At 54.5% G+C, this 15923-nt stretch carries 14 protein-coding genes; 7 read left to right on the top strand and 7 right to left on the bottom strand.

The window, feature by feature from the left end; translation table 11 throughout:
• Positions 1 to 11 precede the first annotated feature (11 nt).
• The 3 genes from ACESNI_RS13320 to ACESNI_RS13310 are packed head-to-tail and all read right to left on the bottom strand — an operon-like array spanning position 12 to position 3177.
• Complete coding sequence (locus ACESNI_RS13320; RefSeq protein ID WP_373087616.1) at positions 12 to 629, bottom strand: ABC transporter permease; 618 nt, start codon at positions 627 to 629, stop codon at positions 12 to 14.
• Positions 629 to 2182, bottom strand: coding sequence for an ABC transporter ATP-binding protein (locus ACESNI_RS13315; RefSeq protein ID WP_373087613.1), 1554 nt, complete (start codon positions 2180 to 2182; stop codon positions 629 to 631). The genes ACESNI_RS13320 and ACESNI_RS13315 overlap by 1 nt, the downstream gene beginning before the upstream one ends.
• An 11-nt stretch (positions 2183 to 2193) precedes the next feature.
• Complete coding sequence (locus tag ACESNI_RS13310) at positions 2194 to 3177, bottom strand: BMP family protein (RefSeq protein WP_373087622.1); 984 nt, start codon at positions 3175 to 3177, stop codon at positions 2194 to 2196.
• A gap of 314 nt (positions 3178 to 3491) precedes the next feature.
• On the opposite strand from ACESNI_RS13310, the gene upp reads away from it, so the two are divergent.
• Positions 3492 to 4142, top strand: a complete 651-nt coding sequence (upp, locus tag ACESNI_RS13305) for a uracil phosphoribosyltransferase (protein WP_373087611.1) — start codon at positions 3492 to 3494, stop codon at positions 4140 to 4142.
• A 147-nt stretch (positions 4143 to 4289) separates the two neighbouring features.
• Complete coding sequence (gene lpxC / locus ACESNI_RS13300) at positions 4290 to 5225, top strand: UDP-3-O-acyl-N-acetylglucosamine deacetylase (protein ID WP_373087608.1); 936 nt, start codon at positions 4290 to 4292, stop codon at positions 5223 to 5225.
• Between the two features lie 101 nt (positions 5226 to 5326).
• Here the strand turns inward: lpxC and ACESNI_RS13295 are convergent, their stop codons facing one another.
• The gene (locus tag ACESNI_RS13295; protein ID WP_373087605.1) at positions 5327 to 5713 is read right to left on the bottom strand and encodes a helix-turn-helix domain-containing protein; all 387 of its coding nucleotides are present in this window, start codon (positions 5711 to 5713) and stop codon (positions 5327 to 5329) included.
• Between the two features lie 346 nt (positions 5714 to 6059).
• Between ACESNI_RS13295 and ACESNI_RS13290 the strand changes: the two genes are divergently transcribed.
• From ACESNI_RS13290 to ligA, 3 genes are read left to right on the top strand one after another with little or no spacing between them, the layout of a single operon-like run.
• Positions 6060 to 6899, top strand: coding sequence for an outer membrane protein assembly factor BamD (locus ACESNI_RS13290; protein WP_373087603.1), 840 nt, complete (start codon positions 6060 to 6062; stop codon positions 6897 to 6899).
• Between the two features lie 13 nt (positions 6900 to 6912).
• Positions 6913 to 8574: a DNA repair protein RecN gene (recN, locus tag ACESNI_RS13285; RefSeq protein WP_373087600.1), complete on the top strand. Its 1662-nt coding sequence runs from the start codon at positions 6913 to 6915 to the stop codon at positions 8572 to 8574.
• A gap of 4 nt (positions 8575 to 8578) precedes the next feature.
• Entirely contained in the window at positions 8579 to 10690 is a 2112-nt protein-coding gene (gene ligA, locus ACESNI_RS13280; protein ID WP_373087597.1) for an NAD-dependent DNA ligase LigA, read from the top strand.
• Here ligA and ACESNI_RS13275 read toward each other — a convergent pair whose 3' ends face one another.
• A complete protein-coding gene (locus tag ACESNI_RS13275) occupies positions 10691 to 12712 on the bottom strand; it encodes an aminopeptidase P family protein (RefSeq protein WP_373087595.1) in 2022 nt (673 codons plus the stop codon).
• A gap of 190 nt (positions 12713 to 12902) precedes the next feature.
• On the opposite strand from ACESNI_RS13275, the gene ACESNI_RS13270 reads away from it, so the two are divergent.
• On the top strand, positions 12903 to 13184 hold the full coding sequence (locus ACESNI_RS13270) for a hypothetical protein (protein ID WP_373087592.1): 282 nt from the start codon (positions 12903 to 12905) through the stop codon (positions 13182 to 13184).
• 38 nt (positions 13185 to 13222) lie between these two features.
• Entirely contained in the window at positions 13223 to 13747 is a 525-nt protein-coding gene (locus ACESNI_RS13265; RefSeq protein WP_373087589.1) for a DUF1127 domain-containing protein, read from the top strand.
• Between the two features lie 88 nt (positions 13748 to 13835).
• Here the strand turns inward: ACESNI_RS13265 and ACESNI_RS13260 are convergent, their stop codons facing one another.
• Both ACESNI_RS13260 and ACESNI_RS13255 read right to left on the bottom strand, forming a co-directional pair.
• The gene (locus tag ACESNI_RS13260) at positions 13836 to 14696 is read right to left on the bottom strand and encodes a 50S ribosomal protein L11 methyltransferase (protein ID WP_373087586.1); all 861 of its coding nucleotides are present in this window, start codon (positions 14694 to 14696) and stop codon (positions 13836 to 13838) included.
• On the bottom strand, positions 14680 to 15879 hold the full coding sequence (locus ACESNI_RS13255; RefSeq protein ID WP_373087619.1) for an ATP-dependent helicase: 1200 nt from the start codon (positions 15877 to 15879) through the stop codon (positions 14680 to 14682). Before ACESNI_RS13255 ends, ACESNI_RS13260 begins: the two co-directional genes overlap by 17 nt.
• Positions 15880 to 15923 lie beyond the last annotated feature (44 nt).

Here is a 15923-nt window from a genome sequence, read left to right as displayed (position 1 = left end):
CACAAGGGAAATCAGGTGGTCTCCGGCATATCGAAGAGGTCGTGGAAATAGGGAAGCCAGGTTGTTTCAGCGAAGGCACGACTCTCAGGGGACTGCCCGACCGGGTTTATCAACACCTCTACCAGCAGATAGGTCAGAAGTGAGGCGGCGATAAAATTAAACATGATCGTCGTGATGACGATATGACTTCCCCGTTTTGCCTGAAGATAGGCGGGAATATATGCCCAAGCGGCGCCGAACAGGGCGGCGGCAACCATGGCAATCGGAATGACGGCAAAGCTCGGCAGTCCATCAAGATATAGGCAGATAAGACCGGCCCCGAGCCCGCCCAGAGCAGCCTGACCTTCAGCGCCGATATTGAACAGCCCACAATGAAAGGCGATCGCCACCGCAAGGCCGGTAAAAATAAAATTGGTTGTGTAATAGAGGGTATAGCCAATAGCTTCCGGGTATCCAAAGGCACCGTTAATAAGAACCTTCAGCGCTACAATCGGATTGTCCCCAACGATAAGAATAACAATACCGGAGATGAGCAGCGCAGCCACCAGATTGATCAGAGGGACAAGAACAAAGTTTATCCAGCCGGGGATTTTGAGCGGCGTGCCAAATTTTACCGGAGCGTCGGCCATCAGATATCGGCCTCCGGTACGTGATCCGTCTCCCGCACGCCGGCCATCATAAGGCCGAGCCCGGCTTCCGTGGCCTCTGTTGCGCTTACCTCACCGACGATTTCCCCATCAAACATCACGGCAATGCGGTCGGCGATCGACATGACCTCCTCTATTTCGACGGATACAACCAGAATTGCCTTGCCCTCATCACGCATTTTTATGAGTTGCTGATGGATAAATTCAATGGCCCCGATATCAACTCCGCGCGTCGGCTGCCCGACTAGTAAAACGTCAGGGTCCTGCTCTATTTCGCGGGCAAGTACCAGTTTCTGCTGGTTTCCGCCGGAGAAGCCGGAAACCAGCAACTGCGGATCGGGCGGACGAATATCATATTTTTCGATATGGGCTTCACAGCCGGACAGCATGGCCTGCCGGTCCAGTTTTAGCCCTTTGTTATATTTGGGACTATCGTGATAGCCGAGAATGCTGCATTCACTGGCACTGAACGACAGCACCAGCCCCGCCCGCTGGCGATCTTCCGGGACGTGCCCGAGACCTATTTTACGTAAATTCCGGGCGGTGAAGTCCGCCGTGCCGACGAGCTCTCGTCCCTTGTAACGAACGCTGCCGGAGGCGGGCGGCAGGATGCCGCCGAGAACTTCCAGAAGCTCTGATTGACCGTTGCCGGAAACGCCCGCGATACCAAGTATTTCGCCAGCCTTAAGATCGAGATTGATGTTTTTCAGTCGCGCAACACCGTCGGCGTCCTTGTAGCCTAGGCCGCGCACGGCAATCAGGGTTTCGCCGGGGTGCGCCTCGTCTTTTTTTACCTGGAGCAGGACAGGCCGGCCGACCATCAATTCAGCCAATTGCTCCTGCGTTGTGTTTTTTGTCTCAAGATGGGAGACCATTTCCCCGCGCCTCATCACCGAGACAGTATCCGTGATTGCCATGATTTCCCGGAGCTTGTGAGTGATCAGGATAATCGTTTTTCCTTGCGCGCGGAGGGTATCAAGAATGCGGAACAGATGGTCCGCCTCCTGCGGGGTGAGAACGCCTGTAGGCTCATCCAGTATCAGGATTTCAGCGCCGCGGTAGAGCGCCTTCAGGATCTCAACGCGCTGGCGAAGGCCGACGGGGAGTTCGCCGACAACAGAGTCTATTTTGACATCCAGTGCATAATCCTGTTCCAGCCGCTGAAGTTCCCGGCGCGCCGACGAGATCCCCTCATGCAGGCGAAAACCCCCTTCGACTCCGAGGATGACATTTTCAAGAACGGTGAAATTGTCGACGAGCATGAAATGCTGGTGGACCATGCCAATTCCAGCGGCAATGGAGCTTTGCGGTGTCTCGATCCGGCATAAGGTTCCGTTGACAAAAATCTCGCCGCCATCGGCCTGGTAAAAGCCGTAAACGATACTCATCAGCGTTGATTTGCCGGCGCCGTTTTCGCCAACAATACCGTGAATGGTTCCGCGCTCCACCGTCAGGGAGACGTCCTTGTTGGCATGGACCGGGCCGAACCGCTTGTTGATGTGCCGCAGTTCGAGCGCCGGGCTATTCTGTTCCATAGCGATCGATATTACTTGTCCATGTAATTCGTGACCTTGATTTTCCCGGCAATGATCTCTTCCTTGGCCTTGTTCATTGCCGCGATCATTTCGGGAGTGAGAACATCCTCGTTCCATTGGTCGACCGAGAAGCCAACCCCATCCTCGGCGAGGCCGAGAACCTGAATTCCCGACTTCCATGTACCGTCCTGCGCAGATTTCAGGGCTTTATAAACCGCGACATCGACGCGTTTCAGCATTGAGGTCAGCATCACGCCGGGATGCAGGTAGTCCTGGTTACTGTCAACGCCAATAGCAAGTTTCTGGGAATCCGCAGCGGACTGATAGACGCCGATGCCCGTACCGCCGGCGGCCGCAAATATAACGTCCGCCCCGCGGTCAAACTGACTTGTTGCAAGTTCACTGCCCTCGTTTGGATTGTTCCAGGCGTCCGGTGTTGTGCCGGTCATATTTTCGATAACTTCCGCGTCGGGATTGGCATGTTTCACGCCTTCCTTGTAGCCGAGAGCGAATTTGCGGATCAGCGGAATATCCATGCCGCCGATAAAGCCGACCTTGCCGGTCTTGCTGGCCATCGCCGCGGCGATGCCAACCAGAAAGGATCCCTGTTCCTCGCGAAAGACGATGGACTGCACGTTGGGCAGGTCGACGACCATATCGATGAGGGTGAATTTGGTATTCGGATATTTTTTTGCCGCCTTTTCAACGGCGGATGCCTGGGCGAATCCTATGGCAATGACAATATCTGCCCCTTTGCGGACCATCCGGTCCGCTGCCTGTTCGCGCTGGGATACCTGGGTGACCTCATACTCTATATAATCGATGCCGGTTTCCTCCTTGAATTTCTCAATCCCATTATAGGCGGCTTCGTTAAAGGATTTATCGGATTTCCCGCCCATGTCGAAGACGATTGAGGGGGTAAAGTCATCGGCCTGAACAGGACCCGTGAATGCGATTATGCTCGCCGTCAGGACACCAAGGACAATTTGTTTCATCATTTCTATCACTCCCAGTTTTAAGCGGCTCATTGATTGCGGTTACAATGAAGGCATCGCCTCTCGATACTAAATCGATCTTTCGATATTATGTTCCATCAAGTATATGGCCCAAATATCCGAGAGCCTAGAATATACCTGTATTTTTCGGCTTCCCACTACCGATTTTTCGGGCAAAGTTGTGTATATTGCCTTGATATTTATTCCAGCTCAGTAATCATGGCGGGGGTATGCATGGCCGGAGATATCGTGGCGCACCACCACCCGCATCGGTTTCAAATATGTTAAAAATTTAAATGAAGGTGTTGTAATTCATGGCTATTGATCCCCGCTTCCCGAATCTTAACATTCTCGACCATCCGCTGATCGTCCATAAATTGACCCATATGCGGAACCGTACCACTTCGACAAAGACTTTCCGGCAATTGCTTAAGGAAATTGCGTTGTTGATGGGATATGAAATTACCCGGCATCTGCCGACAACGACGGAAACGATTGAAACCCCAATTTGTCATATGTCCGCCCCCGTCGTTGCGGGGAAAAAGGCGGCGATTGTCCCGATCTTGCGGGCCGGCCTCGGGATGGCGGACGGTCTTATGGAATTGATGCCCTCGGCACGGGTAGGACATATTGGAATGTACCGCGATCCGGAAACCAAGCGTCCCGTTGAATATTTACGTAAACTACCAAGCGCAGAAGGGCGGCTGTTCATTTTGGTGGATCCGATGCTGGCGACGGGCTATTCCGCGGCGGCAGGGGTGGATGTCCTCCGTGACCACGGGGTTGCCGTGGAAGACATCCGGTTCCTGGCCCTTGTCGCGGCACCCGAGGGAGTCCAGGTGATGCTTGACACCCATCCCGGCGTTAATATCTATGTCGCCGCGCTGGATGAGAAATTAAACGATCATGCCTATATTGTCCCGGGCCTTGGCGATGCGGGGGACCGGCTTTACGGTACATTATGACCGGGAATCGGTGGAGAAGAAATTTCCGCCGATTAGACCTTGTGTGCAGGTGCGAAATAATTAGTAACAAAGTGTGATTTGTATGTGCCAAAACTTGTTCGTACATTCACGATGATATTTTTGCACCAGTAACAGAGTTGGCCGGGAATGCTCGTAAACCAAAAGACATTGAGAAATAGCATCAGTTGCACAGGCGTTGGACTGCATGGCGGTTATTCAATCAACATGACATTGAAACCGGCCGCCGAGAATACGGGCATTCTGTTCAAGCGTACCGATGTCGCCGAGGAAATCTCCGAAGTTCCTGCACATCACAATACCGTATCCGACCTTATTATGTGTACAACCATAGAAAATGACGCCGGCGTCAAGATCGCGACTATCGAGCATCTGATGGCAGCTCTATTCGGGTGTGGTGTGGATAATGTTATTGTTGAACTTGATGGCCCGGAAGTCCCGGTGATGGATGGCTCTTCGGCGCCGTTTGTCTTCCTGATTGAATGCGCGGATGTCATCGAACAGGCCGCGCCGCGCCGGTATATCAAGATATTGAAGGAAATCGAAGTCAGCGAGGGTGGGGCGACAGCAACGCTTGCGCCGGCAGATAATATTTCCGTCTCCTTCGAAATTGATTTTGAAAATCCCCGTATCGGCAAGCAGAATTGCACATTTAACCTTCGTAATGGAACCTTTAAGAACGAGTTATGCCGGGCGCGGACCTTCGGCTTTCTGGGTGATTTCGAAAAGCTCAAGCAAATGGGGCTGGCAAAAGGCGGGTCCCTTGACAATGCGGTTGTCCTGAGCGGATCTGATATCTTGAACGAAGAGGGTTTGAGGTATGAAAACGAGTTCGTGCGTCATAAAGCGCTGGACGCTGTCGGCGATCTTTATCTGGCCGGGGCGCCGATCATCGGACAATTTTATGGTGTCCGTTCCGGCCATGCGTTGAATAACAAGCTGCTGCACAGACTGCTGTCGGATGCCGATGCCTGGTGCTATACAACCGAAGCCCCCTCGCGTATCGGGAATGTCGGCGGCGCTCATTGGCCGACACAAAAGGCGGCCGCGCCAGCCACTGCCTAGGGCCGCAACTCGGATAGAAACCACCATTATTTCTGATTTTTAACAAAAAAGGCGCGGAAAATAAACCCGCGCCTTTTATATGTTGTTACCTTAATCTGCGATCAGGCGGATTTGCGGCGTCTTTCCTTGCCGGCGAGGCTTTTGATGAGACCGCTTACTGCAGACCTGATAGCGGGCTCCTCAATCTCTCCATAATTACGGACAAGTTCGATAGTAGAGCGGTTTTTTCCGCCATGTTCAAGCGGTGTGCTCAAGGTGGTGGGTTCGAGATTCTCGAAAAAATAAGCGACATCCACTTCCAACCGCTTCGCAATTTCATAAAGTCGTCCGGCACTGACCCGGTTGGCGCCCGTTTCATACTTTTGTACTTGCTGGTAGGAGATATCGAGGGCCTGGGCGAGATGCTCCTGTGTTAAACCCATCATTGTCCGTCTTTCACGAATCCGCTCGCCGACATGATCGTCGACTCTTTTCGCGACTTTACCCATTGTTGGTGGTACCTTTCTTGTCTGCTATATTTGTTTTTATTTGTTGTATCTTTGACAGGGTAGCCCAACCAATTCGAGAGCATGAAGGCCATGCGGTGGAGAAAATCAAATAAATCGTCTACCCTCATAAGTAATATAACACGTATGTAGATAAAAAGAAAACACCTAAAACCTATCAATAGTTCGATAAAAAGTATTTATTAGTCTCTACCTTCATTCGTATAAATATACATGCGGTCTTCCTTTTTCGTTCGTCAAAATTCTGCGATAATGAAAAAGCCCAAGCTTAGCTTTCCATTGCCTGTATGATTATATAAAATAGGACAGCGTTGACAGATATCCAGTCATGGATAAAAAGGGAAATGTACAGTTGAATATTTTAAAATTTCCGGGCAAAGCGGCAATCTGCCTCTTGATACCCCTTGTACTTGCAGCCTGCAGCTCGGATGAACCGGTGTATCAGGAAAGACCCGTTCAAGAGCTCTATAATCAGGCATTGGCAGAGCTGAATGACGAGAATTATCGCGGCGCGGCGGAAGCGTTTGACGAAGTCGAACGCCAACATCCCTATTCGGTCTGGGCGACCAAGGCGCAGGTCATGTCTGCCTTCGCTTATTACCAGAGCAATGAATATGATCAGGCGATTTTAGCGGCCGAACGATTTATTGAGCTGCATCCGGGCAATAAGGATGCGGCGTATGCCTATTACCTTGTGGCGATTTCCTATTATGAACAAATTACCGGGGTGGAGCGGGACCAGAAGGTCACCCGGCAGGCCCTCGATGCCCTGCAGAATCTTGTCCGCCGCTTTCCGAACTCGGAATATGCGCAGGATGCCCGCCTGAAAATAGACCTCACCCGCGATCATCTGGCGGGCAAGGAAATGACGGTCGGCCGGTACTATCTCAATCATAAATACATGGTTGGTGCGATTAACCGATTTCGGATTGTTGTCGAGCAATATCAGACAACCACCCATGTGCCGGAGGCACTGCATCGCCTGACCGAGGCTTACCTGACCCTTGGTATTACAAATGAGGCCAAAACGGCGGCGGCAGTGCTCGGATATAATTTTCCGGGCAGTGAGTGGTATCAGGATTCCTATGCGCTTCTGGAAAAGAATTATCTGAAACCGGAAATCGATGAGGATTCCTGGATCGTCAAAGCCTGGAAAACCGTGTTCTGAGTTCGGACCCCGAATGCTGGAAAAGCTATCCATCCGCAATATTGTTCTAATCGACAGGCTCGACTTGTCTTTTGAAGGCGGGCTTTGTGTTCTGACCGGTGAAACCGGGGCGGGAAAGTCTATCCTTCTCGATAGTCTCGCGCTAGCACTCGGGTCCCGGGCAGATCTCTCTCTTGTCCGTAAGGGCGAGGAAAAGGGTTCGGTAACGGCGGAATTCACTTTACCGCCCGCGCATCCGGTTTTTGATTATCTTGCCGATTTTGATCTCGTCGCCGGGGAGCCGCTTATTCTTCGCCGGACCATCCGCAGCGATGGCCGCAGTCGCGCGAGCATTAATGACCAGTCTGCCAGCGCCGGTTTGTTACGGCGCGTCGGCGATGCTCTGGTGGAAATTCACGGTCAGCATGCAGAGCGCGGATTACTCGATGCAAAAGGTCATCGCACTCTTCTCGATCAATATGGCCAGCTTGAAGAAGAGGTTGTTACAGTCGCTCATCGATATCGGGAGATGCAGGTCACCCGCGAAAAGCTCGAAACCGCCCGCCGTGAAATCGAGCAGGCACGGGTCGACGAGGAATATTTGCAGCATATGGTGACGGAGTTGTCCGAACTCGCCCCGGAAGAAGGGGAGGAGGAGGCGCTCGCCGTCAAACGCTCAACGTTGATGCATGCCGAAAAAATTGCCGAGGCCCTTCGCGATGCGCAAAAGGCATTGAACGATAACGGCGGTGTCGAGAATAAACTCCGGACAGCCACTCGCGCTGTCGAGCGGGTCGTCGAAAAAGCGGGTGGGACACTGGAACCAGTCCTTGAAGGCTTGGAACGGGCGGCGATCGAAATGGCGGAAGCGCAGAATGTCATAAATTCTGTCGCCCGTGATCTCGATATGGACCCGGCCGGTCTTGAGGCTCTCGAGGAGAGACTGTTCGCCTTGCGCGCCGCCGCGCGGAAACATAAATGCGAGGTTGAGGCCTTGCCCCGGTTGCTGCAGGAATTCATCGGCAAGCTGAAGGCGGTGGAAGAGAGTGATATTGCGTTGCAAAAACTTGTGGCGGCGGCGGCGGCGGCGCGGAAGGATTTTGTTGAGACGGCAAATTCGCTCAGTGAGAGGCGACAGACAGCCGCCACCGAAATGGACATCGCCGTGATGCGGGAACTTGTCCCGCTTAAACTGGGTGCCGCCCGGTTTCAGACCCGTATTATTGAACTGGAGGAGGATAGCTGGGGCCCCTTCGGCATGAATAAGGTGGAGTTTCTGATCGCGACCAACCCCGGGAGTACTGCCGGACCTTTGATCAAGATTGCCTCCGGCGGTGAATTGTCGCGCTTTATGCTGGCTCTCAAAGTCGTACTTGCCCGGTCGGGGTCAGCGCCGACCCTGATCTTTGACGAAGTTGACCGCGGTGTCGGCGGGGCGACGGCCGATGCGGTCGGCGAGCGTCTACGCCAACTTGCGGAGGGGTTGCAGGTTCTTGTGGTCACGCATTCGCCGCAGGTGGCGGCCTCCGGTCAGGCGCATTGGAATATCCGTAAAACCGATGTCGATAACAAGACATTTACGTCGGTCGAGCGGCTGGACCCGGCGGCGCGGCAGGAGGAAATCGCCCGCATGTTGTCAGGGGCGAATATAACCCAGGAAGCCCGGGCCGCTGCCCTCAGTCTGATGCAGGAATAGACGCGTGACGGACATCAATCATCTGCCCGCGGCAGAGGCGAAAGCCACCCATCATTCCCTGGCGAAAAAGATCGCCGCGCATGACATCGCCTATTATCAGAAAGACGCGCCGAAAATCTCCGATGCGGAATATGACGCGCTTCGCCGCGAGCTCCTGGCGCTTGAAGACAGATTTCCCGAACTGGTAAGCTCACAAAGTCCGTCGCAAAAGGTTGGCGTCAGCCCGGCCCGGGGGTTCGGCAAGGTTCGTCATAAAGTCCCTATGCTCTCCCTCGATAATGCGTTCAGCAATGATGAACTTCGAGAGTTTGAAAGCCGGGTTCGCCGCTTTCTCGGGCTCGGCCCGTCCGATGAGGTGGCGTTTTTTGCGGAACCGAAAATCGACGGGCTATCGGCGAACCTGCGCTATGAAAAGGGTGCGTTCGTTCAGGGTGCAACCCGGGGCGATGGTCAGGTCGGGGAGGATATTACCGGCAATCTGAGAGGCGTGACTGATCTTCCGCTTAATCTGAAAACCGGGAACGGGCCAGTGCCGGACATTTTCGAAGTCCGCGGCGAAGTTTATATGTCCGACGAGGATTTTCGTGCCCTTAACGCGGCACAGACGGAAAAGGGCGGAAAGATATTCGCCAATCCGCGAAATGCGGCGGCGGGAAGCCTCCGCCAGCTTGACATCTCGATCACGGCGGCGCGCAAGCTTCGGTTTTTTGCCTATGCCTGGGGTGAGGTCTCGGAGGTGCCGGGAGAGCGGCAATCGGAAGTTCTGGCGGAATTCAAACGCTGGGGGTTCACGGTCAACCCGTTATCGAGGGTCTGCGCCAATATGGAGGAGGCGATTGACGCCTATCGCAAGTTGGAGGAGCTTCGCGCGACGCTCGACTATGATATAGATGGTGTGGTTTTCAAGGTTGATCGGCTCGACTGGCAGCAGCGACTGGGATTCGTCAGCCGCAGCCCAAGATGGGCAATCGCCCATAAATTTCCGGCCGAACAGGCCTCGACCCTTATCGAGGATATTGAAATCCAGGTCGGGCGGACAGGGGCTCTGACGCCGGTCGCGCGGCTGCATCCGGTGACCGTTGGTGGCGTCGTGGTCTCAAATGCCACCCTCCATAATGAAGATGAAATCGCCCGCAAAGATGTCCGCATCGGGGACACTGTGCTCATTCAGCGCGCCGGGGATGTAATTCCGCAGGTTTTGCAAGTTAGCCTCGATAAGCGTCCCGCCGACAGCAAGCCGTTTGAATTTCCCACCCATTGCCCGGTGTGCGGCAGCCATGCGACGAAGGAAATCAACGAGGCGACTGGCAAGGAAGATGTGATCCGCCGCTGTACCGGCGGGCTTATCTGCCGGGCGCAGGCGGTTGAACGGCTCAAGCATTTCGTCTCTCGCAACGCCCTTGATATTGACGGGCTTGGCGCCAAGCTGATTGAGGCATTTTACGAAGATGGCCTGGTGCGAAGCCCCGTCGATATTTTTACCCTTGAGAAACGCGACGCGGCGCCGGGAAGCCTCCAACGGATAAAAAACCGTGAGGGCTTTGGCGACAAAGCTGCCTCTAACCTGTTTGCTGCCATCAACGACCGCCACGAAATCCCGCTCGACCGTCTTATCTACGCCCTTGGTATCCGTCATATTGGCCAGGGTAACGCAAGACTTCTCGCCCGGTATTACCTTTCATTCGAGGCCTTGCGAACGGCGTTTGCGCAGCCCGGCGCGACGTCGGACGAGGCCTATGCCAGTTTACTGGATACGGACGGTATTGGCACCGCGGCGGCCGATGCGATACGCGAATTTTTTGCTGAGGAAAAGAACCAGCAGATGCTGGATGACTTGCTCGCAGAAGTGACGGTCACCGACTTTGACCCACCCCAAAAAGACAGCCCGATCGCCGGCAAAACCGTTGTCTTCACCGGCACGCTGGAATTGATGACACGTCAGGAACTGAAGGCGAACGCGGAAAAACTGGGGGCCAAAGTTAGCGGTTCTGTTTCTGCCAAAACCGACTTTCTGGTCGCCGGGGAAAAGGCCGGATCGAAATTGAAGAAGGCCAACGAACTTGGTGTCCGGGTCTTAACCGAACAGCAATGGCTTGACCTGATCGATGAGACATAACTATATCGGCGCCGTCACCTTTTTAAGCCAGCCCTCTACTTTCGGACCGACAAGCGGGGAAATCTTTTCGCGAACGGCCGCATGATACCCGTCGAGCCACTCACGCTCCCGGGCCGAGAGCAGTGACCGGTCGATCAGGTTGCGGTCTATGGGGGCTAAAGTAAGGGTCTCGAAACCAAGCACTTCGCGTTCGGCCCCCGCGGGTCCGTCAACCTCCCTGACGGTCACCAGATTCTCGATGCGAATACCATAGGCGCCTGTTTTGTAGTAGCCCGGTTCATTGGAGATAATCATGCCCGGAATCAGCGCCACGGCACTCGGGGCCTTGGAAATACGCTGCGGGCCCTCATGGACCGAGAGATAACTGCCGACACCATGGCCGGTACCGTGATCGTAATCAAGGCCCGCCGCCCAGAGCGGGGCCCGCGCCAGTGGGTCAAGCTGGCTGCCGGTGGTACCCTTCGGGAAAACCGCCATGGCCAGCGCAATATGGCCTTTCAGGACCAGCGTGAACCGGTTCCGCATTTCTGCCGTTGGCTCGCCGATGGCGACGGTGCGGGTAATATCCGTGGTACCGTCAAGATATTGCGCCCCACTGTCGACAAGATAAAGAGAGCCGGGGGCGAGGGCGCGGTTAGAGGCGGTCGTCGCCCGGTAATGAACGATTGCGCCGTTCGGCCCGGCGCCAGAGATCGTCGGAAAGCTTAAGTCCTTGAAATTCTCGCCGGATCTACGGAACTTTCGCAGCTTTGCTTCCGCTGCAAGCTCATCAATATCGCCGCCACTCGCCTTTTCCGACAGCCAATGGAGAAATTTTGACACCGCCGCCCCATCGCGCACATGGGCCGCGCGCGTGCCAGCAATCTCAACCGCGTTCTTGATCGCCTTAGGCAGCAGACAGGGGTCATCGGCCCGGCTTATAAGTGCCGAGGCTTCTTCTAGCCGGTCAACAATCCATTGACTGGTGACGGCGGGATCAATCTGGACATGTTTGCCCGTGAGGCGGCCCAACTGGTCGCCAAAATCTTCGGGAGAGAACAAATGGACTGCGTTCCCCAAGTGCTCCTTCAGGCCAACGGAAAGTTTTTGCCTGTCCATGAATAGCTCAACTGTTGCATCCTTATGCAGAATGGCAAAGCCAAGGGCGAACGGTGTGCAGGGCAGATCAGCCCCCCGGATATTAAGAAGCCAGGCGATGACATCGGGCAGGGTATGGACGACCGCATCAACATTTTTTAGCAGGAGGCCGCCCGCAATTGCGGCCCTTTTGTCGGCAGAGCTCTCACCGGAAAAAGCAGTTTCCTGCGGCACAACGAGGGCGAGAGGCGGCGGCGGACGATCTTCCCAAACGCTGTCGATCAGGTTGGTCTCAACGGGTTTTAAGGCAATGCCCCTGTCCGCGGTCAGTTGCCTCAGGGCCGTCATGTTATTTTCAGTATGCAGCCACGGATCCACGGCGAGAGTCTCCCCGGCGGCCATGTTCTCGCTGAGCCAGGTACTCATTGGCTCGTTGCTGACATGGCGTGGCGCGAACAGCGTGGTATCGACTTCATTCTGGACCTGAAGAGTATAGCGACCGTCGACAAATATGGCGGCCTTATCTTTTAACACCGCCGCCGTTCCGGCAGAGCCGGTAAAGCCGGTCAGCCATTTCAGGCGCTCCGAACTTGCTGGTGCCGCTTCGCCATGAAATTCGTCATTCAGGGGCACGATAAAACCGTCGAGATTTTCCACTGCCATCTGGCGGCGCAATTTTGCCAATCGTTCCGCCGAGAGGTTCGGCGCCAGCACAATATCGCGGATTTCCTGTCGATAGGCATCGCGGAGGTTTCTCGCTTCGTCAAGATTAGCACCAGAGAGTTCTGGAAATACCTGTTTAAGAACAAGGTCTTCGTCACCTCGCGCCGGTGCGGCGGCGGCGGCCCGCAACTGTTGGATGACTATCCCGGGGTCTTGTTTCGGCGCAAGGCGGGCAGCGCGGTCATTCAGGGTTTCAGTATCGCTCAAGGTATCTTTACGCAAGGTCGTTCCTCGAAATAAGTGCTTATTCCGTGAATATGGTCCTTTTTTCGCATAAGTGCAATCCGAGCTATGCAGTTTTTGCAATGCACCATTACGATCTTTGCGGGCTAAAATGTGATCTAAGTCATTGTTTTTTAATGAATGCAGTGCAATATATGCCGCATCAAGATAACTTGGTAAGGAGATGGATATGATAGTCGAAAACAAGAAATATGGTCAATCACTGAAAATGCTGTCTGAGGCTGTTATGGCACCAGTTGCAAATGATGTTTCCGTAAATCGGTATTTCACTTTCGCATCTGTTTTAAAGCCCTTTGCGGCGAAAGGGAGCCTTGCCAGAAAAACGACGGCCGTTGAAGTGGATCTGCTGAGTGATATCTCGCGCAGAGCCGTTGACCACGGGTATCCGGTATTGGGTGAAGCGGCAAATGAAAACCGGTTTCGCCACGATTATGAGAGAAGTATTTTTTGAATTAGCCTTTGAAGGGCGACGTGTTAAGGAGCAATGAAATGATGAGCTACAACAAAACAGATATCGAGGCCCTTGCCTTGATCGAGCCGGTAAAATCCGACAACAACAATGTTGTTGACACCAATGCTTATATTCGCAGGGCGCATGTGATGCGGAGCAATTATATCAAGGAATTGTTGGTGTCTGCCTACGCCAATACAGTCGGCCGCTATCGCAAACATCGTGAACTCAAGATGGCCCGGATGAGCCTTTACGCGATGTCTGATCGTGAGTTGCAGGATATCGGGATTGCACGGTCTGAAATTGATAACGCGGTTGAAGGCTATACGTCTGAAATCCGGACGCCTTTGTGGAAAACCCTTGCCCGTAAATGGGAGCAGGCTCGAAAATTCCGTGCCGGCTTTGCGGAGTTAGTGGCTATGGATGCCCGGCAACTGGCCGATATTGGTCTGACACGGGGCGATGTGGAAGCCGCGATTGCCGGCAAGAGAAATCGCCTCGCCAACGATAACCAGACTGCGGCAAACAACAATAGTAACAACGATCGCCGTCACGCGGTATGATCGTCAGCGGTCGGCCCGCCTCCATCCCCCCCATAATGCCGGTGGGCCGACTGCTTCAATTCTTGACAACTCTCCCTGTCAGCCAGGATTAACGGCCGAGAACGAGAACGGCCCATGTGCCGATCGTATAACGGCGTTTCAGATGCAGGCCCTGCAGGCGGTAACTGCTTCTTACCATGACTTCCTGCGTTCGCAGCAATCCCGATAGGACAAGCACGCCCCCGCCATTGAGCGCGTGGCTGATTTCAGGCGCCATTTTGACCAGCGGCCAAGCGAGAATATTGGCGACAATCAAGTCATAGGGCGCGCGGGCGGCAAGTGCCCGGCTGTTAAGTCCGGCGGCATGGACGGCGGTGATCAGCGGCGCGAGATGATTACTTTTTGCATTCTCCCGCGTCACTTCGACGGCTTCGACGTCAATGTCGCTGGCAATGACGGGCTGGCCCCAGGCCTTGGCGATGGCCAACGCCAGCACGCCTGATCCGCAGCCGAGGTCCAGCGCATTGTCAAACTTCCGGCTTTTGCGCAAATCCCCAAGCGCCAGTAAACCCCCATAGGTTGTTTCGTGTAGTCCCGTACCAAAAGCGCGTCCGGCCTCAATCGTAAGGTCATGGCGGGATATCGCTGGATGTGGTTTGTCGTGGGAGCCATGGATATAAAAGCGTCCGACATCGACGGGGGGCAGGAGCTTCTGGCTTTCGCTCACCCAGTCTTTCTGTACAAGTGGGGCCAGGTCAAAGTCGAGCTCCGCCGGTATCCGGGTGAGAAGATCGGGTTGCGGCTCGGCCTCGAACAGCACATCAATCTGCCATAAAGAGCCATCGGGCGCGATCTCGACAGTGGAAACCGTCAGGGCGTGGTCCTCAAAAATATCCGATACGGCATCGCGGTCAGCTACCGCAACGGTGACCGACAATTGCCAGAGGTCAGGGTCAGGCGGCCTGGACAAAATTTTCCATCACTTTCTTCGTTCCGGCCTTTTCAAAGGCGATTTCAAGCTTGGGGCCGTCTTTGCGAACAATTCGGCCATAGCCAAACTTCTGGTGGAATATCCGGTTGCCGACGGCAAAGGCATCAGGGGAAGCACCAGAGACAGGTTTGGCGCTGTTATCAATAAGGGTTCGGTTGGCGACTGCCCGCTTTTCGAGAATTTCCGACAAATGCGGAGTGTCCGTAGTGCGCCAGCTGATCGCGGCGTCGCCAGCATTAGATCGTTCGGTGCTGTAGAGCCCTTGCCCCGTCTGGTCGACGATATGGTCGCGCGGCAGTTCGTCAACGAAGCGGCTCGGCAGGGAGGATTGCCATTGGCCGTGGATCCGCCGGTTTCTGGCGTGACTGATATAGCAGCGTTCCTTCGCCCGCGTAATGCCGACATAGGCCAGCCGCCGCTCTTCCTCCAGTGCTTTCAGGCCGTTCTCGTCAAGGGCGCGCTGATGCGGAAACAGGCCTTCTTCCCATCCCGGTAGAAAGACCACGTCATATTCCAACCCCTTCGCCGCATGCAGGGTCATCAGGCTGATCATGTCGCCGTCTTTATCGGCGTTATTCTCCATCACTAGCGAGACATGCTCGAGAAACTGGCCAAGGGTGTCATAGTCGGCAAGGGCCGGGACCATCTCTTTCAGGTTCTCGCGCTTGCCCTCGGCCTCAAAGCTTTTGTCCTGACGCCACATGTCAAAATAACCGCTTTCCTCCAGCACCGCCTCGACCAGCTCATTGGGCGGGATCAGGTCCTTCTGGGCGCGCCACTCCTCGAACGAGGTCATCAAATTTCCGAGGGCCGCAAGAGGCTTGCCCTTGAACAGCCCGTTTTCAACAGCGAATTCGGCGGCTCGCGAGAGGGAAAGGCCTTCGCTCCGGCCAATCTCGCGGAGTTTATCCAGCGCCTTCGTTCCCAATCCACGTTTGGGTAAATTATAAATCCGTTCGAACGCGAGATCGTCATCGGGCTGGTTAATTACGCGGAGGTAAGCGAGGACATCGCGAATTTCCCGGCGCTCATAAAAGCGCAAGCCGCCGATCACCCGGTATTTGATCCCTATGCTCAAGAAGCATTCTTCAAAATCCCGGGTTTGAAAACTGGCACGGACAAGGATGGCAATATCTTTCAGACGTTTGCCCTTGCGCTCCAGGTTTTCGGCTTCTTATGCCACCCAGCGGGCCTCGCTGTTGCCGT

The sequence above is a fragment of the Sneathiella sp. genome (assembly GCF_041689005.1).
GTDB lineage: Bacteria > Pseudomonadota > Alphaproteobacteria > Sneathiellales > Sneathiellaceae > Sneathiella.
This window is presented reverse-complemented; position numbering and strand designations above follow the sequence as displayed.